Here is a 22,156-nt window from a genome sequence, read left to right as displayed (position 1 = left end):
CAACAAAGAGAAGAAAGGATTCAGAAAACGGGTTGGCGCTTGGCCAGGAAGGCGGCGATGCCTTCGCGGTGTTCGGCCTGGGCGGCGTAATGGTAGGCCTGCTCGACCACGGCCTGCACCGGCTGGCCCGCGCCGAGCGCGCGCAGGGTCTGCTTGTTCTGGCGCGCGGCCTGCGGCGCCAGGCGCGCGATGCGCTGCGCGCGGGCCTGCACTTCGGCGCTCAGCTCGGCATCGGGCCGCACCGCCTGCAGGAAACCGCGCGCCTTCATCTCGTGCGCATCGAGCACGGCGGCTTCCAGCAGCATCTCGCGCGCGGTCGCCAGGCCGGCCTCGCGCGCCACCAGCTGGGCTTCGCGCGGGGCCATGGGAAAACCCAGGCGGGCGATGGGCGCGCCGAAGCGCGCGCCCTCGCCGGCCACGCGGATGTCGCAGCAGCTGGCGATCTCCACACCCGCGCCCATGCAGTTGCCCTCGATCTGCGCCAGCAGCGGCAGGTCGCAGGCCAGCATGGCGCCCAGGCCGCCCCACACGTCGTTCTCGTGGAAGTCGCGCAGCGCGTCGGCATCGAAGCGAAAGCCCGGGTACTCGGCGATGTCGCCACCGGCGCAGAAGTGCCCGCCCTCGCCCGCCACGATCACGCCGCGCAACTCGGTGCGCGCCTGCAGCTCGGTGAAGACCACCTTCAGCTCGCGCCACATCGCGCGCGACATGGCGTTGAACTTGCCCGGGTGGAACAGCGTCACGCGCGCCAGCGCGTGATCGATGGCCAGGTGAACCCGGCCGCTCATTCGAGCGTGGCGCCCGAGGCCTTGACCACCTGCGCCCACTTCTGGATTTCACCCTTGACGAAGGCATCGAACTGCGGGCCACTCACGTTGGCGAATTCCGCACCCTGGTTGGCCCAGACCGCTTTCGCTTCGTCCGTGCTCACGGCTTTGCGGATTTCATCGATCGCGCCTTTCTGCGCGTCCGCCGGCGTGCCCTTGGGCGCCCACACGCCGTACCAGGTGGTCACGTTGTAGTCCGGCAGGCCCATCTCGGCCGCGCAGGGCACGTCCGGCAAGGCCGGGCTGCGCTGCTTGCCCGACACCATCAGTGCCTTGATGCGCCCGCCCTTGATGTGCGCGGCCGACGAGCCCAGGCCGTCGAACATCACGTCCACCTGGCCGGCGATCAGGTCGTTGAGCGCCGGGCCCGCGCCGCGGTAGGGAATGTGGGTGATGAAGGTCTTGGTCTGCTGCTTGAACAGCTCACCCGCGAGGTGGTGCGAGGTGCCGCTGCCGGCCGAGGCGTAGTTGAGCTTGCCCGGGTTGGCCTTGGCCATGGCGAGGAATTCCTTGAAGTTGGCGGAGGTCACGCGCTTGGGGTTGACCACCACCACCTGCGGCACGCTGGCCACCAGGATCAGCGGCACCAGGTCCTTGTCGATGTCGTAGTCGAGCTTGGGGTACATGCTGGGCGCGATCGCATGGTGCACCGCGCCCATGAACAGGGTGTAGCCGTCGGGCGCGGCCTTGGCCGCGATGCTGGCGCCCAGCGTGCCGCCCGCACCGCCCCGGTTGTCGATCACCAGGCTCTTGCCCGAGAGCCGCGCGAACTGCGCGGCCATGGGCCGGGCAAACGCATCGGTGCCACCCCCTGCCGGGAACGGCACGATCAGGGTCACCGGCTTGGTGGGCCAGGTGGACTGGGCATGGCCCGCCGTGGCATAGAGGGTGGCGCCGGCCACGGCCGCGCGCAGGATGTCTCGTCGATTCAGGCTCTCGGTCATGCTGTTGTCTCCTTGTGGTTGAAATGGCGGCTTCAAAGATAGAGGTCCTTGATGGCCGCGGCTATCGGGATCTTTCCCTGCGCGAGCGAGGCGCGGTGCTTGTCCAGTCGCTTGAGATCGTAGAGGTAGTTCACCATCAGGCCGTAGGACTGTTTCAGCCCCTTGGCCGACGGATCGGCGGCCCAGTTCAGGCGCTCGACCCGCGCGCCGTTGCCCAGGTGGAAGCGCGCCACCGGGTCCAGCGGTTTGCCCTCGTTCAGTTCGTCGCCCAGGTAACGCGCGGCCCAGCCCATGAGCGCGCGGCGCTCGGGCGCGTTTTCGGCCAGCTCGTCCACGCGCTCCCAGGCCTTGAGCATCTCGGCCGGGGCGTTCTTCGTGAGCCAGCCACGCAGGGCCGGAATGGGCGAGAGGGTGGCGAAGGTCTTGAGGCGGGGGAACTCCTGCTTGAGCGTCTCGACCACGCGCTTGATGAGCGAGTCCCCGAAGCTCACACCCTTGAGGCCGGTCTGCGTGTTGCTGATCGAATAGAAGATGGCGGTGGTGGCCTTGCCCAGGTCGGCCGGCGCGGCCGCCTCGTCGAGCAGCGGCGTGATGCTGGCGGCGATCTCGTTCATCAGCGCCACCTCGACGAAGATCAGCGGCTCCTCGGGCAGGCGCGGGTGGAAGAAGCCGTAGCAGCGGCGGTCGCTGTCGAGCCGGTTCTTCACGTCGGCCCAGCTGCGGATGTCGTGCACCGCCTCGTACTTGATGAGCTTTTCCACCAGCGAGGCCGGCGAGTCCCAGGTGATGCGGCGCAGGTCGAGAAAGCCCACGTCGAACCAGGTGGAGAACATGTACTCCATCTCCACGTCCAGCGCGAACAGGCGCTTGTCGCTGCGCAGCTGCGGCTGCAGCTCGGCGCGCATGTCCACCAGGAAGCGCACACCCTCGGGGTTGGCGCTGAAGCGCTGCAGCAGGCGGCGCCGGGGCGAGACGGTGGCGCGCCGGTAGAGCACCTCGGCCGCGGCCTCGTCGGGCGTGCCCACGGCGGCGGCGAACTGGGCCTGCGCCTTCTTGACGCGCTGGGGGTCGGCCACGAAGCGCTCGCTCATGAGCAGCCAGAGGTCGCGCCGGTGCGGCGGCGAGGCACTGGCGTACCAGTCCATCATGGCCTGCGCGCGGCGCCCGCCCTCGACCTCGCTCACCAACGGGTCCACGATGGCTTGCAGGTCCCGGAGGGACTGGCGCAGCATGCGCGGCGACATGGCCTCTTCGTCCTGCCGCAAGGTGGCATCGAGCCGCTCCTGGGTCGAGCGTGGGCCAGCGGCTTTCGCCGTCGGGCGCAGGAGGGAGACGCCTTGCGCCAACCAGTCGGGTGGGGTCATGCCGAAAGCCTCGATGTCTGATTGCGGGCCAGTTCCCGCAAGGCCACGCGCTGGCGCGTGAGGTGGGTGCGCATGGCGGCTTCGGCACCCTCGGCGTCGCGCGCCTTGAGCGCGGCGAACACCGCCATGTGCTCGGACAGGCTCTGGTCCAGCCGCCCCGGCGCGTGCAGCTGCTGCAGGCGCGCGAGCTTGACGATTTTGCGCAGGTCGCCGATCACCTGGGCCAGCCAGCGGTTGTTCGCCAGCGTGATGATGGCCTCGTGGATCTTGAAGTTGGCGTCGTAGTACTCGTTGATGAGCCGGGCCCGGGCGCTGCGGTTGAGCCGGTCGTGCAGTTGCTCCAGGGCCGCGAGGTCGGCATCGCTCGCGTTGTTCGCGGCCTCGAAGGCGCACCGCCCTTCGAGCAGCGCGATGACGGGAAAGATCTCGTCGAGATCGCGCTCGGTGACCTCGCTCACGAAACAGCCGCGCCGGGGTTCGTGCCGCACCAGGCCTTCGGCGGTCAGCACCTTCAGGGCTTCGCGCAGCGGCGTGCGCGAGATGGCCAGTTCCGCGCACAGCGCGGGTTCGTCGACGAAGCTGCCCGGGGCGAGCACCCCCGCGAAGATGCGCTCGCGCAGCTTCGTGGCCACTTCGTCATGCAGGGAGTTGAGCATCGGTCGCTTGCAAAATTATCTGTAATTACGCGTAATTCTAAGACCACCCGTCGGGCCCCCGACACCCCGGACTTACCCGAAGTACCGCCGAGGCCGGGCATGGGCGGCTGCGGATCGGCATCCCGGGTTGCCAGCCATTTCGCCCATCGATGCAATCGAATGCCCGTCCCCATGCAAATCTTTGCATGCCGGGACACGTCGCGCCCTGCCCTCTGTTCAAAAGCAAGACCATTTGGTCAAAATACAGACCCAATTACTTTGCATTGCCTGCGCAATACCTCACGGCAATTGCGTCAAACCGAATTAATAGGCGGTGCAAACCCCTAACTTCCCTTCATTATTCAATCGCCCCGTCGATACGATTGCCAGATCGAAGCGAATCCGTCTGGAAATCACCCCAACGGGCTGAACACCGCGGAAACGCAGTACCACAGCGCGCTCTCGGGCCGACACCCAAAAGCGTGTAGGGAATGTTGGATTGCCTTTCCGGTGCCGCATCGGATTGGCTTTCATACAAGGAGGTTGAATTATCGAAACCACCCATCTGCCCTCACCGATTAACCGTTCGGTGATGAAAACCAAGGGCCTCATTTCCAGCCGATCGGCAAGACCGATCAATTGATAGTCGATCCAAAGTTCTCAATCCAGTTTTCCCTACAGGAGTTCATCATGAAAGCAGCCATCACCCGTTTCCTGCGCGACGAAGAAGGCGCCACCGCAATCGAATACGGCATCATCGCCGGCCTGATGGCGGTCATCCTGCTCGCCGTTTTCAACAGCGACGCCGGCGTCAAGGGCACGCTGAACGCCATCTTTGCGCACGTGAAAACGGTGGCCACCACCGGCGCGGCCACCCCCTGACCTCACCACTTGGCCGAGGTTGCCCGCCATGAAACTGGTCCTGCTGCTCTGGCTGCTGATCGCCATCGTTCACGATGGCCTCGAGCGCCGGGTGCGCAACGGGCTGGTGCTGGCGGGCATCGCACTGGCGCTGGCCGCCCTGGCCCTGGACCTGCAGCCCTTCGGCCTGACCTGGCCGCAGGCTTTGCTGGGCGGTGCCACCGCGTTCGGCGGCCTGCTCTGTTTCTATGCCTTCGGACTCATGGGTGCGGGCGACGTCAAGTTCGCGGGCGCCCTGGGCCTGTGGGTGGGTCTGCAGCCGCTGCTGCCCATCTGGGTCGCCGCCAGCCTGCTGGCCGGGCTGCACGGCCTGCTCTGGCTCGCGCTGCAGCGCTGGCCCCTGGCGCCGCGCCTGGCGCTGGCGCTCTCGGGCCGGCCGCGTGGCACCGGGTCGCGCGCACGCCCGATCCCCCTGGCGGCGTATCTCGCCGTCTCGACCATCGCCTTCATGGCCTGGCGCGCTGGCGGCTGAAGCGCCGCGGACACCGACCCATCCCTTCAAAGGCCCGACACCATGATCCGATTCACCCAAATCATCGCTGGCGTCCTGGTGTTGCTGGCGCTCCTGCTGATCGGCTATGCGTGGATGCTCAGCCGCAAACCACCCCCGCCGGTCGCCGCCCCGCAGCCGGTTGTGCAGCTCGCGCCGGCCGAGGCCACTTTCCCGGTGGTGGTGGCCACCAAACCGCTGCCGGCGGGCCAGGCCATTGAAGCCGGCGCGCTGCGCGTGGCGCAACTTCCCATCAACCCGGCTGGCGCCTTCATGGCGGTGGCCGAGGCGGTCGGCCGCGTGCCGGTGTTCGACCTGGGCACCGGCGCGCCACTGCTCGAGAACCAGCTGGTGTCGGGCCTGGCCCTGCGCCTGGAGCCCGGCGAACGCGCCGTGGCCGTGAAGGCCGATGAGGTCATGGGTGTGGCCAACAGCGTGCGCCCGGGCGATTTCGTCGATGTGTTCTTCGCCCTCAAGGCCGACGGCCGGGACGTGGACCGCAGCCAGTCGCGCCTGCTGCTGGCGCGCAAGCGCGTGCTGGCCTTCGGCACGGCATCGGTGGACGGCATGCCCACCAGCGGCGAGGGCCGCGGCAACCAGAAACCTCAGGCAGGCAACCAGCAACCCGCGCGCACCGCCGTGCTCGCCGTGCCGGTGGAAGACGTGAACCGGCTCGCATTGGGCGAGGCCAACGGCCGCCTGCTGCTGGCGCTGCGCCACCCGAACGACACCGCCGAACCCGATCCCACCCTGTTCGCCGAGCTGCAGACCGCCTTGCAGCCGGCCCGCCGCAGCGGCGGTGCGCTCACCGGCATGGACCGCGCGCTCGCCGGCCTGACCACCCAGGACCTCGCGGCCGGTGGCGGCGCGGCGGGCACCCGCCGGCCGGCACAGCCGGGCGCCGCGCCCCGCGCGGTGCTGGCGACCGCGGCCCCCACGGGCCACGAGGTCGAGATCATCCGCGGCGACCGCCGCGACACCGTGCGCTATTGAGACCACGCGCGTCAACCCACCAGGTGCTCCGCATGATGTTCAAGCCCACACCCCCGCCCTTGCCCGCCCGTCGCGCTGGCCCCGCCTGGCGCTGCTGGCCGGCCTGTTGATCACCGCCACCTCGGGTGGCCTGTTCGCGCAACCGGCGAGCGACGCATCGGCCAGCTCGAGCACCGACCGGCTCCTGCGGCTGACCGCGGGCACGCAGCAGGAACTGGTGATCGACAAGGGGGTGGACCGCATCGCCATCGCCAACGAGCAGGTCGCCTCGGTCATGGTCACGCGCAAGGCGCGAGCGGCATCGGGTGCACCGGGCGCGCGCCTCATCATCACCGGCAAGGCCCCGGGCAGCACCTCGCTGCTGGTGTGGGAGCGGGGCAGCGACGCCGCCACCACCTACACACTGCACGTGCAGCGCGACGGCGCGGTGCTGCAAGGCGCCTTCCCGACGGCCGCCGAGCACCAGCAGGGGCGCGAGGCGGCCCTGGCGCTGCAGCCCGACAAGGCCCCGCTGGCCGACCGCTCCACGCTGAGCGTGAAGAGCCAGACCGTGCAGGTCGAAGTCAAGATCGTGGAATTCAACAAGCGCGTGCTCAAACAGGCCGGGCTGAACATCTTCAGCACCGCCCCGAACAAGCACGGCTTCAGCTTCGGCGTGTTCTCGCCCAGCTCGCTCCAGTCCTTCGGGTTCGAGCGCGACGGTGTGATCAAAGGCGAGATAACCTCGCCTCTCGCGCAGGCCTTCGGCCTGCTGCTGAGCTTCGGCAAGGCCAACATCGGCCTGAACCTGGGCCTGCTCGAAGGCAACGGCCTGGCCCGCGTGCTGGCCGAACCCACGCTGGTGGCGCTCTCGGGCCAGAGCGCGAACTTCCTCGCCGGGGGCGAGATTCCGGTGCCCGTGGCGCAAGGCCTGGGCACCACCAGCATCGAATACAAACCCTTCGGCATCGGGCTGACCGTCTCGCCCACCGTGCTGTCCAACCAGCGCATCGTGCTCAAGGTAGCGCCCGAGGCCAGCGACCTGGACTACACCAACGCCGTCACGCTCAGCGGTGTCGCCGTGCCCGCGATCACCACGCGCCGCGCCGACACCACCGTCGAACTCGGCGACGGTGAGAGCTTCGTCATCGGTGGCCTGGTCAGCCGCACCACCACCTCCAGCCTGGACAAGGTGCCCATGCTCGGCGACCTGCCGGTCCTGGGCACGATGTTCAAGCGCCAGGACTACCAGCAGAACGAACGCGAGCTGGTGATCGTGGTCACGCCCCACCTCGTCAAGCCGCTCGCCCAAGGTACCCAGGTGGATGCGGCCCTGCCCGGTCGCACCGAGCAGCGCGACCCCGCCTTCTGGCGCGGTTTCCTCGTGGGCAACGGCGCCGACGACGCCCTGCCCGGTTTTTCCCGGTGACGCCCGGCCACCCGCCATGAGCACCATGCCCACCCCCCTGCACACCACGGTCCAGAGCCGCAACGTCTACCTGTACGCGTCGGACAACGGCGAACACACAGGCTGGCTGAACGCGGCCCTGGGGCAACTCGGCCAGGTCACGGTGGTCACGCTCGACGAAGCCGCGCTGGGCGAACGCATCGCCACGGCCCAACCCCGCACCCTGTTCCTGGACTTCTCCGGCGCCCAGGCCCTGCGCAGCACGCGCCTGGCCACCGCCCTGCGGCGCGACTGGCCGGAGCTGCTGCTGATCGGCACCGGCCACGCGAACGAAACCAACACCACGCTCGCCGCCCTGCGCGCGGGCGTGGACGACTTCCTCGACCTCGACGGCCCGACCACCGAGGTGCTGGCGGTGCTGCAGGACCTGATGGCGCGGCGCCAGGGCCAGCGCTCGCCGCAGGTCAAGGGCCGCAGCATCGCCCTGCTCGGCGCGCGCGTCGGCCTGGGCGTCAGCACGCTGGCCTGCAACCTCGCCGCGATGCTGCAGGAGCAGCGCGCGGCTGCCCTGGCCCGCGTGCCCGGACGCGTGGTCCACCGCCAGGGCGTGGCCTTGCTCGACCTGGGGCTGCCCGCGCGCGACGCCCTGCTCTACCTCGGCCTCAAGAGCGAGTTCAGCTTCGTGGACGGCGTGCACAACCTGCACCGCCTGGACCCGACCCTGCTGCAGACCGCGCTGGTGCAACACGCCAGCGGCGCGGCGGTGCTGCCCCTGCCGGCCAGCCTGGCGCAGATCCGCGAGATCTCGCACGCCGAGTCGGTCTCGCTGGTCCAGCGCCTGACCGATTTCTTCGACGTGCAGATCGCCGACCTCGGCGGCTTCTCGTCGATCGACTTCGTGGCCCAGGTCGCGCGCAACGCCGACCAGGTCTGGGTGGTCTGCGACCAGAGCATCGGCGGCATCGTCTCCACCGCCGCGCTGTTGCGCGAGCTGCGGGAACACGACGTCAACATGCAGCGGCTCTCGCTGGTGGTCAACAAGTTCGAGCCGTTCGTGAACCTGCCCGCGCTGGACATCGCCCACCAGCTCGGCCTGCCCTTGAGCCACGTGCTGCCGGCGCGCGCCAGCGCCCTGCTGGCGGCCTCGTGCCAGGGCCAGCTGCTGGCGCGATCCGCGCGCAACGACCCCTACGTGCAGGCGGTCGGCCAGATGGTGCGCGGCCTGCTGCCGTGGATCGATGGCAGCGCGCCGCCCGACGGCGGCGAGCCCCCACCGTGGACGCCGCGCGTGGCGCAGATGCTCAACAAGTGGATCCACCGGAGGTAACAGGCCATGACGAACCACGTCGAGTTTTCCGACAACCAGCAGGCCTTCCTGAACTCCAACGAGTTCCAGACCGTCAAGACCTTCATCCACGAACACCTGCTCAACCGCATCGAGGAACTCGGTGCCGAGTTCGGGCGCTGGTCGCGCAGCTCGGTGCAACAGTTCGTCAACCTCGAATGCGAGAGCCAGGTGCGCCTGCACCGCGTACCGATCAACGCGCGCGAAACCCAGCTGCTCGCCGATGCCCTCACCAAGGAATTCGCCGGCTTCGGCCCGCTGGAAGACCTGTTGAACGACCCGAGCGTGGAGGACATCCTCATCAACGGCAGCAAGCTGGTCTACGTGTCGCGCCGCGGCATGCTGCAGAAGGAGCACGTGGCCTTCACCGACAACGAGCACCTGATGCGCATCATCCGCCGCATCCTCGCGCCCATCGGCCGCCGGCTCGACGAGTCCAACCCCATGGTCGACGCGCGCCTGAGCGACGGCGGCCGCATCAACGTGGTGATCGAGCCCCTGGTGATCAACGGCCCGGCGGTGTCCATCCGCAAGTTCCGCAAGGACCCGCTGAGCCCCGAGGAGCTGTTCGAACTCGGCACCTTCGACCAGGCCATGGGCCACCTGCTGGAGATGGCGGTGCGCTCGCGCTGCAACATTCTGGTCAGCGGCGGCACCAGCTCGGGCAAGACCTCGCTGCTCAACGCGCTGGCCAACTTCGCGCCCGACACCGAGCGCGTGGTCACCATCGAAGACACCGCCGAACTCGCTCTCAACCATCCCCACGTGGTGCGGCTGGAGAGCCGCCCCGGCGGCTACGACGGCTCGGGCAGCGTGGCCATCCGCGACCTGCTGCGCAACAGCCTGCGCATGCGGCCCGACCGCATCATCGTGGGCGAGGTGCGTGGCGGCGAGGTGATCGAAATGCTGCAGGCCATGAACACCGGGCACGACGGCTCCATGGGCACCATCCACGCCAGTTCGCCGCGCGAATGCCTGTACCGCCTGGAGATGCTCGCGGGCTTCGGGGGTTACCAGGGCAGCGAACTCAGCCTGCGCCGCCAGATCGCCAACGCGATCGACTTCATCGTGCAGATCGGCCGCCTGCCCAACGGCACGCGCCGCATCCTCTCCATCAGCGAGATCACCGGCCTGAACGACAGCGTGGTCGCGATGCAGGAGCTGTTCCGCCACGAACCGGTGACGCAGCCCGATGGCCAGGAAGGCGATCGCTGGATCGCCATGGGCGTGGTGCCGCACTCCCCCAAGATTGCGCGCCTGCGCCAGAGCCTGCAGGCCCAGCTCACGGAGCGCGGCCATGCCTGAACGCAGCGCCGTCGCCCTCGCCGTGGCCCTGCTGCTGGCCGCCGTCGGCGTGCTGCTGTGGGCCGCTTCGGTGCGGCGCCAGCGCCGCCAGCTGGCCCAGCGCCACCTGGCCGACCGCATCGACCCGGTGGCCGCCAACCCGCTGCCCTCGGGTTCGCTGCGGTTTGGCGCGCCCCCACCGGTGGTGCCGCTGCCCTCCTCGACCACCGCCCGCAAGCCCGCCGTGCGCCTGCCGGGCTGGCTGCTGGGCGCGGTGCCGCCCGGCGCGCTGCTGGGCGGGCTGGCCGCCACCACCGTCTCGGTCGGCGTCACCGCGCTGAGCTCGGGCGCCGTGAGCGCGTTGGGCCTGCTCGCGGTGCTGCTCATCGGTGGCGCCTTCTTCATCTGGCTTCGGGTGCAGCGCATGCGGCGCCAGATCATCCGGCAACTGCCCGGCTTTCTCGACGTGATCGTGCGCCTGATCGTGATGGGCCACTCCACCCAGGCCGCGTTCCAGACCGCCGCGGCCACCACCAAGCAGCCGCTGCGCGGCCACATGGACAACGCCATGGGCCTGATCAAGGCCGGCGTGAACATCGACCAGGCGCTGCTGCAGATCGCGCGCAAGGTGCACATCGAAGAGATCTTCCTGCTGGCCTCCATCCTCGGCCTGGGCATGCGCTATGGCGGCCGCTCCGACGTGCTGCTCGAACGCGTCGCCCACTTCATGCGCGACCACGAGGAGGCCGAACAGGAGCTGGTGGCGATGTCGGCCGAAACGCGCTTCTCGGCCTGGATCCTGGGCCTGCTGCCGGTGGTGGTCGGGGGGGCGATCGTCACCACCAACGGCGACTACTTCGCGCGCATGTGGAGCGATCCCACGGGGCAGGCCATGGTGTTCGGTGCCATCGGCCTGCAGGCGTTCGGCGCGCTGCTGCTCTACCGGCTGGCGCGGCTGTCCTGATCCGAGGCAACCCACCATGAGCGCCCTGCCCCTGTCCATCCTGGCCGTGCTGCTGCTGGCCCTGGCCCTGGCGATGGCCGCCGGCCTGCTGCTGCACCAGCACGCGCAGCGCCAGACCACGGCGCAGGTCATCCAGCGGGCCCTGGGCGAGAACGCCACACCGGCCCATGCCCTGCCCGACGAACTGGCCTTCCTGCAAGGCAGCCACTGGCCCGCGCGCTGGCTGGAAAGCCGCCTGGGCCGGCTGCTCGTGGCCGATGAGGACCGCCGCCTCATCCAGCAATGCGGCCTGCCGCCGGTGCGCGCCCAGCTCACCCTGCTGATCTCGCGCGCCGTGCTGGCGCTGGGCCTGCCCGTGCTGGGCCACCTCGCCTGGGGCCATTCGGGCAACGCCTTGTTGTGGTCCGCGGCGGCCTTCGCCGTGGGCTTCATGGGCCCCAAGTGGCTGCTCAAGCACCGCGCCGGCCAGCGCCGCGAGCGCGTGGCGCACGAACTGCCCCTGTTCGTGGACATGCTGGGCCTGCTGCAGAGCGTGGGGCTGAGCCTGGACCAGAGCCTGCAGGTGATCGCCAGCGACTTCCAGCACGTGCTGCCGGTGCTCGGCGCGGAAGTGGCGCAGGCCAACCGCCAGTACAGCCAGGGCCGCACGCGCGAGCAGGCCTACCAGCGCATGGCCGGCCTGCACGACAACCAGCACCTGATGGACTTCGTCGCCCTGATCAACCAGGTCGACAAACACGGCGGCGCCATCCAGGAACCGATCCGCCAGTTCAGCGAGCGCCTGCGCGTGCACCGCAAGGCCGGCATGAAGGCGCTCATCGGAAAGATCACCGTGAAGATGACCGTCGTGATGGTCACCACCCTCCTGCCCGCGCTGGTGATCATCACCGCGGGTCCCGGTTTCCTCGCCATCATCCGCTCCGTCGGGAGCATGACCGGATCATGAACACCACCGCCTCCACCCGCCTCTCTTCGCTCGGCCGCGCCTGCGGCAGCCTGCTGCTCGGTGCCGGCGCCCTGGCGCTGGGCGCCTGCGCCTCGCTGCCCGACGCGGCGCAGCTCGAAGCCGCGCAGGCCGCTGCCCGCGAACCCACGCTGGACAACCGGCCCACCTACCTGTCGCTGGTGCGCCAGATGCAGGGCAACGGCATGTGGTTCGCCTCGCTCGCCCACATCGACGCGCTGGAGCAGCGCTGGGGGTCAGTTCCGAAACCCGCCTGCTGCGCGCCGACGCCCTGCGCCAGACCGGCCAGCCCGGGCCCAGCGCGGCGCTGTACGACAAGCTGCTCGACACCCCCGAGCGCGCCGCCGCCTACCGGGGCCTGGGCCTGCTCGCCGGCGCCGGCGACGACTACGCGCGCGCGGCCGAGATGTTCGAGCGCGCGCGCCAGGTGCTGCCGGCCGACGGCCTGCTGCTCAGCGACCTGGGCTACGCCCTGCTGCGCGCGCAGCGCTTCGACGCCGCGCGCCTGCCGGTGCAACAGGCCGCGCAGCTGCTGCCCACCCACCCCGGGTGCGCAGCAACCTCGCGCTGTACCTGCTCACCCAGGGCCAGACCGAGCAGGCCCGCCAGGTGATGGACGAAGCCCGCTTCAGCGGCGCCACGCGCCAGGCGATCGAACAACTGGCCCAGGAACTCGCGCCGCACCGCCCGCTGGCGGGCACCCTGGCGGTGCAGACCGGCCTGCGGTTGAGCCCGATGCTCACCACGCCCCCGGCCCTGGCCACGCCCTGATCTCTCACGCTGTCACACCCTCAGGAGGTTCCATGAAAACAAGAACGCACCGCCCGCGCCCGCTGCGATGCCTGGCCCTGTGGGCCGCGCTCGCGGTGGTGCCGCCGCTGTGGGCGCAATCGGCCCCGGCGCCAGCCACCCCGGCCGCGCCTTCCGCGCGCGTGGGGGACGCCACCCATGAGCTGCTGCAGCGCCAGCGCGAGGGGCGCGAGGCCTCGGCCACGCCACGGCCCATCGACGGTGCGGTGGCCGAGGCCAGCCACCAGCGCTACATGAAGAGCTTCGAGCAGCCACTGCCGGTCTGGTTCGGCTCGCGGCTGCAGACCAAGTAAGGCCAGCGGTTCACGGCCATGCGCCCGGCCCAGGCCCTCCTTCGCCGACACCGGCGCCAGCGCGGTGTGTACGCCATCGAGTACGCCATGGCCTTCCTGCTCTTCTTCGGCCTCGTCTATTCGATCGTCTGCTACAGCATCCTGTTCACCTTCCGCTTCGGGCTGCAGAACGCGGCCGAAGACGGCGCGCGCGCGGCCCTGCGGCACCAGAACAGCCTGGCCGCGCGGCAGCTCAAGGCACAGCAGGTGGCCGAAGACCGCTCCCTGGGCTGGAAGCCCACGGCCGCGGTGCTCACCATCCCGTTGCCCGAGGTCTGCCAGACCGCCACCGGCACCTGCCTGCAGCCCGCCGGCACACTGCCCTGCGGCACCTCGTGGGCGCTGCGCTGCCAGGTGAGCGTCACCGTGCGGCTGGGCGGCCTGCACCAGGTGCTGCCACCCTTCCCGTCCTTTGCCCTGCCCAACGAACTGGTGGGCCGGGCCAGCGTGCTGCTCGACGGGAGCGCGCTGTGAACCGCCGGCAGCGTGGCGTGGCGGCGATCGAATTCGCCTTCGTGCTGCTGGGCCTGCTGCTGGCGTTCTACGGCATCGCCACCTTCGGCGTCGTGCTCTACACACAGCAGGCCTTGTCGCGCGCGGCGGCGGACGGTGCGCGCGCGGCGCAGATGTTTCCCCAGTTGCGCACCGCCACCGGCCCCGAGCTCGCCACGGCCAAGTCGCACATCGAGAGCGTGGTCTGGGACTCGCTGAGCGGCTCGGTCATCGTGCCGCTGGCGCACAGCAACACGCCGGCCATGCGCCGCGCCTGGCTCACTCAGACCGCGAGCGTGAACGTCGCCACCCCCAACACCACGCTCACCGTGACGGTGTCCTTCCCCTACACCGCCGGCCGCCTGCTGCCCTGGGTGCCGCTGCTCGACACCAGCCAGTGGCTGCCCGGCACGCTCACCAGCCGCGCCATCGCCGCGCTCTGACCATGCCACGCCGCCAGTCCGGTTCGATCGTCATCAACACGGCCATCGCGCTCAGCCTGATCGTGATCGCGCTCGTGGGCACCGAACTGGGCTACCTGTTTTTCATGAAGCGCGAGCTGCAGAAGACGGCCGACCTCGCGGCCATCGCCGGCGCCTCGGCCGTGCTGCCGGCCGATTGCACCGCGGCCCGCGCGGCGGCTCTCAACAACGCCGGCCAGAACCTCGCCGGCTTCACGCCCGTGGTGGCCTGCGGCCGCTGGGACCCGGCGCAGGGCACGGAACGCCACTTCACCGCTGGTCAGACCGCCTTCAACGCCATGCACGTGGTGATCGAAGGCGCGCCACCGCCCCTGCTCGCCTTCTTTCCGGGCGAGCGCAGCCTGCGGGCCGAAGCGATCGCCGCCGCCACCGACCCGCTGGCTTCGTTCTCGGTGGGCAGCACCCTGCTGCGCACCGGAGACTCGGTGCTGGGCGACCTGCTCAAGGGCATCGGGCTCGACCTCACCGGCACCTCGCTGGTGGGCTACGACGGCCTGGCGCAAGTGCAGATCACCCCCGCCGGGCTGCTGCAAGCCCTGGGCATCCCGGTGGCCACCGACATCGGCGTGGGCGAACTCAATACCCTGCTCGCGGCCGAGACCGTGCAACTGGGGCCGCTGCTCAACGCCATCGTCACGGCCGGTGGGCAGGACACGCTGCTGGCGAGCAACGCCGCGCTGCTCAATGCCGTGGCCACCCGCCTGGGCGTGCCGAACCTGGAGGTGCAGCTCGGCAGCCTGGCCAGCGGGCCCTCGGGCCTGTTCGCCGAGATCATCGCCCCCGGCGCCAACGCCGCCTCGGCGCTCAACGTGGGCGTGAACGCGCTGGACCTGCTGTACTCGGCCATCGGCGTGGCCACGCAGAAGCACGCGGTGGCCGTCAACGGCCTGAGCCTGGCGGGCCTGGTGAGCGCGAAGACCGTGCTGATCGAGCCGCCCTCCGTGGCCATCGGCGGCGTGGGCGCCACGGCCTACACCGCCCAGTTGCGCACCTGGATCGAGATCAGCACCAGCAACCTGCCGGTGATCAACCAGTTCGCGCAGATCAAGCTGCCCATCATGGTCGACCTGGTCAACGGCCGGGGCACGCTCACCGAGATGTGCACACCCGCGCTGCGCAAACCCGACGGCACGGAGCGCGCATCCATCGCGGTGAACGCCTCCATCGTCAAGGTCTGCGTAGGCCGGCCGGGTGCCAACCCGGCCAATGAAAATGAAATCTTCTCCACCAGCGCGAGCTGCGACCAGAACCTGGCCGACGAAGACCTGCTGCGCCTGGGCCTGGGGCCCGTGAACCTGGTGAGCCTGCGCACGCACCTCAAGATGGACGCGCTGCCGCTGCAGGCGAGCGTGACCCTGGCGGCTGGCGAAACCGGCACGGTGGGCAACGACCTGTTGCTGGGCAGCACCGTCAAGAACATCACCGACGCGCTGCTGGCCACCCTGCTGGTGGAAACGCTCGATCGGGGGCCGGCCCTGACCCTGGCGCAGCGCCAGGCCTCAGCGCAGGACCTGTGGAACGCGCAAGGTGCCGCCTGCGGCAGCCGGGCCTGCCGCGTGGGCCGCCTGGCCATCATCAAGGCCAACATCGAGAACACCACCAACGGCCTCGGTGGTTTCCTGGGCGGGCTGAGCAGCGAGGTGCTGGCCCTGCTCAGCCACACCCTGTCACTCAACCTGCAAGGCCTGTTGACCGGGGTGGGCAACCTCGTCGGCGGGCTGCTGACCAGCGTGGGCGACATCCTGGGGGCCGTGCTCGGCGGCGTGATCGGAGGGTGCAGCGCGCTCATCGGCTCCAACGACGCGGCCTGCGTCAACGAGATCGCCAACAGCCTGAACGGCAACTCGTCCGGCGGCGGCGATACCGTGCCCAACGCCATCACCGCCCTCACCGGCTACCTGCTGCAGGTGCTGCGTCCGTTGCTCGACGGCATCGGGAACAGTGTGCTCACCCCCATCCTGCACGACGTGCTGGGCCTGCACCTGGGCCAGATCGACGTGCACCTGCGGACCCTCAACTGCCAGGCGCGCGCGCACCTCGTGTATTGAGCAGGACCAGGGGCAACAAGGGTCCGGCTCCGCCGGCCCAAGGTGCCGTCCCCCTCCCAGCCGAAGGCGCCAGAGAGGGGGAAGCCGCGAAGCGGCGCAGGGGGTGTCAGCCTCTCCGGCCGAACCACCACCACATGAACGCGCCGGCCAGGATCATGGGCACACACAGCCACTGGCCCATGCTCATGCCCAGCGAGAGCAGGCCCAGGTGGGCGTCGGGCTCGCGGAAGAACTCGGCGATGAAGCGGAACACGCCGTAGCCGAACAGGAACACGGCCGAGACCTGGCCACGCGCATGCTCCTTGCGGGCGTAGAACCACAGCAGAACGAACAGCAACACGCCTTCGAGCAGGAACTGGTACACCTGCGAGGGATGGCGCGGCAGATCGCCCGCGCCGCGGAACACCATGCCCCAGGGCAGCGAGGGATCGGCCACGCGACCCCAGAGCTCGCCGTTGATGAAGTTGCCCAGCCGCCCCGCGGCCAGGCCCGTGGGCACGCAAGGGGCCACGAAGTCCATCACCTGCATGAAGGGCCGCTGGCGGCTGCGCGCGTACCAGACCATGGCCAGCATCACGCCCAGCAGGCCGCCGTGGAAGCTCATGCCGCCCTGCCACACCGCAAAGATCTCCAATGGGTTGGCGAGGTAGTACGCGGGTTTGTAGAACAGGCAGTAGCCGATGCGCCCACCGGCCACCACGCCCAGCACGCCGAGGAACAGGATGTCCTCCACGTCGCGGCGCGTCCAGGGCGGCTGGGTCACGCTGGCGAACGGGGGATGGCGCAGGCGCGCGTTGGCCAGCAGCAGGAACAGGCCGAAGGCCAGCAGGTAGGTCAGGCCATACCAGTGAATGGCCAGCGGGCCGATCTGGAGGGCGACGGGGTCGATCTGGGGATGTTGGAGCATGGTTCTATTGTGGTCCAGCTTGTGTGCGGGCGAATTCGATGAAATGGGCCAGCGCCGGCGTGACCGCGTCGGCGCGCCAGACCAGGCTGGTCTCGCACGCCGGCGCGGCCCGCCCGCGCGAGGGCCTGGGACTGCGATAGACCACGCCGGGGCGCTGGAACTGCCGCACGCTCTGCGGCACCCAGGCCAGCCCCAGCCCGGCCGACACCAGGTTGACGATGGTCTGCATCTGGATCGCTTCCTGCGCCACCTGCGGCGCGCGGCCCGCCGCGTGGTACAGCGCGAAGATGGCGTCGTGCAAGGTCGGCAGGATGCGCCGCGGAAAGATCACCAGCGGCTCGGCCAGCAGCGCCGCCAGCCCCGGGTGGTCCCGCGCGGCCAGCGGGTGCGACTCGGGCAGCGCGACCACGAAGGGCTCGCTGGCGATGCGCGCGTGCGCCAGGCCCAGCGCCTGGAACCCCGGGGAATGCAGCACCATGCCCGCGTCCACCTCGCCCCGCGCGAGCAGCTCCAGCTGCACGTCGCCCGTGGCCTCGATCAGCTCCAGCGCCACCTGCGGCCAGCGCTGGCGAAAGGCGCGCACCCAGCGCGGCAGCAATTCGAATCCCACGGTGGACACGAAGGCCAGCCGCAACCGGCCCAGCTCGCCCGCGGCGGCCGCGCGCGCCAGCTCGGGCAGCGCCTGCGCCCGGCCCAGCAGGTCGCGCACCTCGGGCAGCAAGGCCCGGCCCGCGGGCGTGAGCGCCACGCTGCGCTTGGTGCGGTCGAACAGGCGCACGCCCAGCGCCTGCTCCAGCCCCGCAATGGCCTGGGTGAGCGGCGGCTGCGTCATGTGCAGGCGCGCGGCGGCCCGGCCGAAGTGCAGCTCTTCGGCCAGCGCCGCGAACTGGCGCCACTGGCGCAATTCAATGCGCAGCGTTTTCATGGTATCACTCATATGCCCAGCATATTAATGGAAGCCGCCAAAGCAATTGGAAACGGCCGCCGGCCTGACGCATACTTCCCGCACCCTCCCCACGAAGAGACCTCCATGGCCGACAACAAAACCATCTCCATCAAGCCCATCAACAGCCGCAGCGCCAACATCACGCAAGGCAAGTCGCGCGCGCCCAACCGCTCCATGTACTACGCCATGGGCTACGAGGAAAGCGACTTCAAGAAGCCCATGGTGGGCGTGGCCAACGGCCACAGCACCATCACCCCCTGCAACAGCGGCCTGCAGAAGCTGGCCGACGCGGCGGTGGCCGGCATCGAGGAAGCCGGCGGCAACGCCCAGATCTTCGGCACGCCCACCATCTCCGACGGCATGGCCATGGGCACCGAAGGCATGAAGTACTCGCTGGTCAGCCGCGAGGTGATCTCCGACTGCATCGAGACCTGCGTGCAGGGCCAGTGGATGGACGGCGTGGTCGTGGTCGGCGGCTGCGACAAGAACATGCCCGGCGGCATGATGGGCATGCTGCGCGCCAACGTGCCGGCCATCTACGTGTACGGCGGCACCATCCTGCCCGGCCGCTACAAGGGCCAGGACCTCAACATCGTCAGCGTGTTCGAGGCCGTGGGCCAGAACGCCGCCGGCAACCTGAGCGACGAAGACCTGCGCGAGATCGAGATGCGCGCCATCCCCGGCTCCGGCTCGTGCGGCGGCATGTACACCGCCAACACCATGTCCTCGTCCTTCGAGGCCCTGGGCCTGTCGCTGGCGTACTCCAGCACCATGGCCAACCCGCACGACGAGAAGCAGAACTCGGCCAAGGAATCGGCCAAGGTGCTGATCGAGGCGATCAAGAAGGACATCAAGCCGCGCGACATCGTGACCAGGAAGTCGCTGGAAAACGCCGTGGCCGTGATCATGGCCACCGGCGGCTCCACCAACGCGGTGCTGCACTTCCTGGCCATCGCGCACGCGGCCGGCGTGGAATGGTCCATCGACGATTTCGAGCGCATCCGCAAGAAGACCCCCGTGCTGTGCGACCTCAAGCCCTCGGGCAAGTACCTTGCCGTCGACCTGCATCAGGCTGGCGGCATCCCGCAGGTCATGAAGGTGCTGCTCAAGGCCGGCCTGCTGCACGGCGACTGCCTCACCATCACCGGCCAGACCGTGGCCGAGGTGCTCAAGGACGTGCCCGATGCGCCGCGCGCCGACCAGGACGTGATCCGCCCCATCGACAAGCCCATGTACGCGGAAGGCCACCTGGCCATCCTCAAGGGCAACCTGTCGCCCGAGGGCGCGGTGGCCAAGATCACCGGCCTGAAGAACCCCGTCATCACCGGCCCGGCGCGCGTGTTCGACGACGAGCAGTCGGCGCTCCAGGCGATCCTGGACGGCAAGATCGTCGCGGGCGACGTGATGGTGCTGCGCTACCTGGGCCCCAAGGGCGGCCCGGGCATGCCCGAGATGCTCGCCCCCACCGGTGCGCTGATCGGCGCGGGCCTGGGCGAGAGCGTGGGCCTGATCACCGACGGCCGCTTCTCCGGCGGCACCTGGGGCATGGTGGTGGGCCACGTGGCGCCCGAAGCCGCCGCAGGTGGCACGATCGCCTTCGTGAAGGAAGGCGACTCCATCACCATCGATGCCCACCAACTGGTGCTGGAACTCAACGTGCCCGAGGCGGAGATCGCCAAGCGCCGTGAAGGCTGGACGCCGCCGGCACCGCGCTACACGCGCGGCGTGCAGGCCAAGTTCGCGTTCAACGCGGCCAGCGCCAGCAAGGGCGCCGTGCTCGACAACTACTGATCCGCCCGCGCGGATCGGTCAGCGCGAGGGGCGCTTGGGCTTGATGCCCAGCGCCTCGCGCTGCTTGTCGATGCGGTCCTTCTTCTTCTGATCCATCTTCTCCATCGCCTTGCGCTTGGTGTAGCCGGTGGCGTCGGCCCAGGCCCACCAGGCCACGGCCAGGGCGAACGGCGACAGCACCCACCACCAGGACCATTCGGCCACCACGCCGAACTCCAGGTACTTCAACAACGACAGCACGACGCCTGCGATCAGCAAATACATCACAAACTCCGGTAAAGGCCCCGTGAAGCGGGCAAGAAACTGTAAGCGTTCGTTTCTGGGCAGGTGCGGCTCGGTAGAATCGATCGCGTGACACTCTCCCGCATTCATCGACAAGGACACCCCATGAAACGCGCTCTCCTGATTATGGCCGCCATGACGACGCTGGCCGCTCCGGCCATCGCCGACGAAGCCCTCGCCAAGAGCAAGAACTGCATGGCCTGCCATGCCGTGGACAAGAAGCTGGTCGGCCCCTCCTACAAGGACGTGGCCAAGAAGTATGCGGGCGACGCCAAGGCCGTGGACGCACTGGCCGCCAAGATCGTCAAGGGCTCCGAAGTGGGCAAGGGCAACTGGGGTGCGGTGCCCATGCCGCCCAACCCGCAGGTCAGCGAAGCCGAGGCCAAGAAGCTGGCGGCCTGGGTGCTGAGCATCAAGTAAGCCACCTGCCTGCTATCCCACAAAAAAACCCGCTGGAGTCCAGCGGGTTTTTTGTTGCCGGTGGCGGTGGACTCAGTCCACGATGCCCACGTGCAGGAAGCCGGCCTGCGCCGAGCTGCGCGCGCCAATCAGCAGTTCGATGCGCGTCGAACGCATGGTGAAGAAAGTGTTGGGCGCTTGGGTGGCCGAGTAGATGCCGATCGATCTCTGAGGAACCCAGCTACCCAGGGTCAAGTCCAGCAGCTGGAGCCCCGCATCGGTCATGGACATTTTGTACTCGGTCGAGGTCGCGTTGGTCACATCGAGCGTGCCGTTGGTGGACCACCCGGTGCTGGTGAACGTCGTGGCGCCAGCGACCGTGGGAACACCGATGGTGAGCACCTGGGATCCATCCCCCGGCGAGGTGCCGGCGCTCAGATAAATCTTCTCGCCATCCACTTCGGCCACGCTGAAGCGGCCCTGAGACGTGCCCGTGACGGGATCCTTCATCTGCCACATCCCAGCCTGGGCGTCGGCCTCGACGTCGAAGGTGAGCAGATTGGCCGGAGGACAGTGGGCGACCTGGTAGATCGTGGCATCGGTGCAAAAACTGATCACGGTGCCGCTGCCCGATATCGCGAACTGCGAAATGGCCGATTGGCGACCGCCGCCCACCAAGTGTTGAATGTAGGCGCGGTCGTAGACGCCATCCAGGCTGCCTTGCGTGAGCACGAAGGCGCGGGTGGCCACGAAGGGGTAGACCGCATACGTCGCCGGTGCGGCAAACGGCACCGCGAATGGGAAGCCGCCCACAATGCTGTCCCCGACGCTGCGCAGGGAGGACGTGTTGGTGCCGACGATGCGGCTGCTCTGCACCGTCCAGTTCCTGGCGGGCGCCACGGGCGCGGTCAGCGTGCCCGAGGTTGTGGTGCCGACCGCATCTGTCATCGTGTAGGCGGCCTCGTCGTAGTCGATGCTGAGCTTCTGGCGCGAGCCGTTGGCGGCGAACACGGTGTAGTCGCCGCTGCGGGAGTCACGGGGCTGCACCAGGAAATCCACCGTTTTCGTGCGGCCACCCGAGGCGCTGGCCGTGAGCTTGTAGGCGCCGGACAGCACCGCGCTGGGGTTCTTGAACCGCGAGACCCACCGCGAGGTGCCCGTCTCCACGTCGGTGCGGGTCACGCCGCTCCCGCTGTCGCTGCCGGCCCAGGAGGCGGCGTCATTGGACTTGACCACCACCGATTGTCCCGGCCGCACGGTGTACTTGCCGGCCAGATCGGGGGTTGCTGCAGTGCCCGCAACTTCGACGGTGAGCGCGAACTCGGGGGGCGGTGCTGTCGGCGCGGGACTGTCGCCCCCTCCCCCTCCGCAACCCAGCAACCCCATGACCAATGCCGCGGCAAACGCGGACTTCACGCTTCTGAGCATGTCCATCCCTTGATGCAAATTGATTCGTTGATCCCTCCGACAGCGCCAGAGAGTGAATCAAAATGTAACCAAATGCAGAGTATTTGTAACATGAGGAGAAACCCTCATGGGTGCTCACAAA

24 protein-coding genes are annotated in these 22,156 nt (G+C 69.1%); 16 read left to right on the top strand and 8 right to left on the bottom strand.

What is annotated here, in order from left to right; all coding sequences use genetic code 11:
• Positions 1-20: 20 nt before the first annotated feature.
• Genes ABSY19_RS26525 through ABSY19_RS26510 form a run of 4 tightly spaced genes read right to left on the bottom strand, consistent with a single transcriptional unit; the run spans position 21 to position 3,791 of the window.
• Complete coding sequence (locus ABSY19_RS26525) at positions 21-788, bottom strand: enoyl-CoA hydratase/isomerase family protein (RefSeq protein ID WP_382157305.1); 768 nt, start codon at positions 786-788, stop codon at positions 21-23.
• A complete protein-coding gene (locus ABSY19_RS26520) occupies positions 785-1,771 on the bottom strand; it encodes a Bug family tripartite tricarboxylate transporter substrate binding protein (RefSeq protein WP_382157304.1) in 987 nt (328 codons plus the stop codon). The genes ABSY19_RS26525 and ABSY19_RS26520 overlap by 4 nt, the downstream gene beginning before the upstream one ends.
• Before the next feature lie 32 nt (positions 1,772-1,803).
• Positions 1,804-3,135 carry a malonyl-CoA decarboxylase domain-containing protein gene (locus ABSY19_RS26515; protein WP_382157302.1) on the bottom strand — a complete coding sequence of 444 codons (1,332 nt, stop codon included), beginning with the start codon at positions 3,133-3,135 and terminating at the stop codon, positions 1,804-1,806.
• Positions 3,132-3,791 (bottom strand): GntR family transcriptional regulator, encoded by a 660-nt coding sequence (locus ABSY19_RS26510; protein WP_382157300.1) that lies wholly within the window; start codon positions 3,789-3,791, stop codon positions 3,132-3,134. Before ABSY19_RS26510 ends, ABSY19_RS26515 begins: the two co-directional genes overlap by 4 nt.
• Before the next feature lie 669 nt (positions 3,792-4,460).
• On the opposite strand from ABSY19_RS26510, the gene ABSY19_RS26505 reads away from it, so the two are divergent.
• The 14 genes from ABSY19_RS26505 (at position 4,461) to ABSY19_RS26440 (ending at position 16,282) form a co-directional block, all read left to right on the top strand.
• Positions 4,461-4,652 (top strand): Flp family type IVb pilin, encoded by a 192-nt coding sequence (locus ABSY19_RS26505; RefSeq protein WP_382157298.1) that lies wholly within the window; start codon positions 4,461-4,463, stop codon positions 4,650-4,652.
• A gap of 28 nt (positions 4,653-4,680) precedes the next feature.
• Positions 4,681-5,163: a prepilin peptidase gene (locus tag ABSY19_RS26500; RefSeq protein WP_382157296.1), complete on the top strand. Its 483-nt coding sequence runs from the start codon at positions 4,681-4,683 to the stop codon at positions 5,161-5,163.
• A gap of 42 nt (positions 5,164-5,205) precedes the next feature.
• Positions 5,206-6,174, top strand: coding sequence for a Flp pilus assembly protein CpaB (gene cpaB / locus ABSY19_RS26495; protein WP_382157294.1), 969 nt, complete (start codon positions 5,206-5,208; stop codon positions 6,172-6,174).
• Between the two features lie 103 nt (positions 6,175-6,277).
• A complete protein-coding gene (locus ABSY19_RS26490; protein ID WP_382163952.1) occupies positions 6,278-7,582 on the top strand; it encodes a type II and III secretion system protein family protein in 1,305 nt (434 codons plus the stop codon).
• A gap of 16 nt (positions 7,583-7,598) precedes the next feature.
• On the top strand, positions 7,599-8,888 hold the full coding sequence (locus ABSY19_RS26485; protein WP_382157292.1) for a CpaE family protein: 1,290 nt from the start codon (positions 7,599-7,601) through the stop codon (positions 8,886-8,888).
• Between the two features lie 6 nt (positions 8,889-8,894).
• Positions 8,895-10,211: a CpaF family protein gene (locus ABSY19_RS26480; RefSeq protein WP_382157290.1), complete on the top strand. Its 1,317-nt coding sequence runs from the start codon at positions 8,895-8,897 to the stop codon at positions 10,209-10,211.
• The gene (locus ABSY19_RS26475) at positions 10,204-11,154 is read left to right on the top strand and encodes a type II secretion system F family protein (RefSeq protein ID WP_382157288.1); all 951 of its coding nucleotides are present in this window, start codon (positions 10,204-10,206) and stop codon (positions 11,152-11,154) included. The genes ABSY19_RS26480 and ABSY19_RS26475 overlap by 8 nt, the downstream gene beginning before the upstream one ends.
• Before the next feature lie 16 nt (positions 11,155-11,170).
• Positions 11,171-12,100 carry a type II secretion system F family protein gene (locus ABSY19_RS26470; RefSeq protein ID WP_382157286.1) on the top strand — a complete coding sequence of 310 codons (930 nt, stop codon included), beginning with the start codon at positions 11,171-11,173 and terminating at the stop codon, positions 12,098-12,100.
• 205 nt (positions 12,101-12,305) lie between these two features.
• A complete protein-coding gene (locus tag ABSY19_RS26465) occupies positions 12,306-12,731 on the top strand; it encodes a hypothetical protein (protein WP_382157284.1) in 426 nt (141 codons plus the stop codon).
• The gene (locus tag ABSY19_RS26460) at positions 12,731-12,889 is read left to right on the top strand and encodes a hypothetical protein (protein WP_382157282.1); all 159 of its coding nucleotides are present in this window, start codon (positions 12,731-12,733) and stop codon (positions 12,887-12,889) included. The genes ABSY19_RS26465 and ABSY19_RS26460 overlap by 1 nt, the downstream gene beginning before the upstream one ends.
• 32 nt (positions 12,890-12,921) lie before the next feature.
• Complete coding sequence (locus ABSY19_RS26455; RefSeq protein WP_382157280.1) at positions 12,922-13,221, top strand: DUF3613 domain-containing protein; 300 nt, start codon at positions 12,922-12,924, stop codon at positions 13,219-13,221.
• Between the two features lie 18 nt (positions 13,222-13,239).
• The gene (locus tag ABSY19_RS26450) at positions 13,240-13,734 is read left to right on the top strand and encodes a TadE/TadG family type IV pilus assembly protein (protein ID WP_382157278.1); all 495 of its coding nucleotides are present in this window, start codon (positions 13,240-13,242) and stop codon (positions 13,732-13,734) included.
• Complete coding sequence (locus ABSY19_RS26445) at positions 13,731-14,195, top strand: TadE/TadG family type IV pilus assembly protein (protein WP_382157276.1); 465 nt, start codon at positions 13,731-13,733, stop codon at positions 14,193-14,195. Before ABSY19_RS26450 ends, ABSY19_RS26445 begins: the two co-directional genes overlap by 4 nt.
• 2 nt (positions 14,196-14,197) lie before the next feature.
• Positions 14,198-16,282 (top strand): TadG family pilus assembly protein, encoded by a 2,085-nt coding sequence (locus ABSY19_RS26440; protein ID WP_382157274.1) that lies wholly within the window; start codon positions 14,198-14,200, stop codon positions 16,280-16,282.
• 106 nt (positions 16,283-16,388) lie between these two features.
• Here ABSY19_RS26440 and lgt read toward each other — a convergent pair whose 3' ends face one another.
• Together lgt and ABSY19_RS26430 are read right to left on the bottom strand one after the other, a co-directional pair.
• Positions 16,389-17,189, bottom strand: a complete 801-nt coding sequence (gene lgt / locus ABSY19_RS26435) for a prolipoprotein diacylglyceryl transferase (protein ID WP_382157272.1) — start codon at positions 17,187-17,189, stop codon at positions 16,389-16,391.
• Positions 17,190-17,193: 4 nt separating this feature from the next.
• On the bottom strand, positions 17,194-18,114 hold the full coding sequence (locus ABSY19_RS26430) for a LysR family transcriptional regulator (RefSeq protein ID WP_382157270.1): 921 nt from the start codon (positions 18,112-18,114) through the stop codon (positions 17,194-17,196).
• A 105-nt stretch (positions 18,115-18,219) separates the two neighbouring features.
• Between ABSY19_RS26430 and ilvD the strand changes: the two genes are divergently transcribed.
• Complete coding sequence (ilvD, locus tag ABSY19_RS26425; protein ID WP_382157268.1) at positions 18,220-19,926, top strand: dihydroxy-acid dehydratase; 1,707 nt, start codon at positions 18,220-18,222, stop codon at positions 19,924-19,926.
• An 18-nt stretch (positions 19,927-19,944) separates the two neighbouring features.
• Here the strand turns inward: ilvD and ABSY19_RS26420 are convergent, their stop codons facing one another.
• The gene (locus ABSY19_RS26420) at positions 19,945-20,190 is read right to left on the bottom strand and encodes a TIGR04438 family Trp-rich protein (protein WP_291118286.1); all 246 of its coding nucleotides are present in this window, start codon (positions 20,188-20,190) and stop codon (positions 19,945-19,947) included.
• 123 nt (positions 20,191-20,313) lie between these two features.
• Between ABSY19_RS26420 and ABSY19_RS26415 the strand changes: the two genes are divergently transcribed.
• Positions 20,314-20,628 carry a c-type cytochrome gene (locus tag ABSY19_RS26415; RefSeq protein ID WP_291118289.1) on the top strand — a complete coding sequence of 105 codons (315 nt, stop codon included), beginning with the start codon at positions 20,314-20,316 and terminating at the stop codon, positions 20,626-20,628.
• A 72-nt stretch (positions 20,629-20,700) separates the two neighbouring features.
• Here ABSY19_RS26415 and ABSY19_RS26410 read toward each other — a convergent pair whose 3' ends face one another.
• Positions 20,701-22,041 (bottom strand): hypothetical protein, encoded by a 1,341-nt coding sequence (locus ABSY19_RS26410; protein ID WP_382157266.1) that lies wholly within the window; start codon positions 22,039-22,041, stop codon positions 20,701-20,703.
• Positions 22,042-22,156 lie beyond the last annotated feature (115 nt).

Origin of the sequence: Hydrogenophaga sp. ANAO-22 (assembly GCF_042466645.1) — a bacterium.
Classification (GTDB): Bacteria; Pseudomonadota; Gammaproteobacteria; order Burkholderiales; family Burkholderiaceae_C; genus Hydrogenophaga.
The sequence above is the reverse complement of the archived record's forward strand: the minus strand, read 5'-3'. Positions and strand labels throughout refer to the sequence as shown.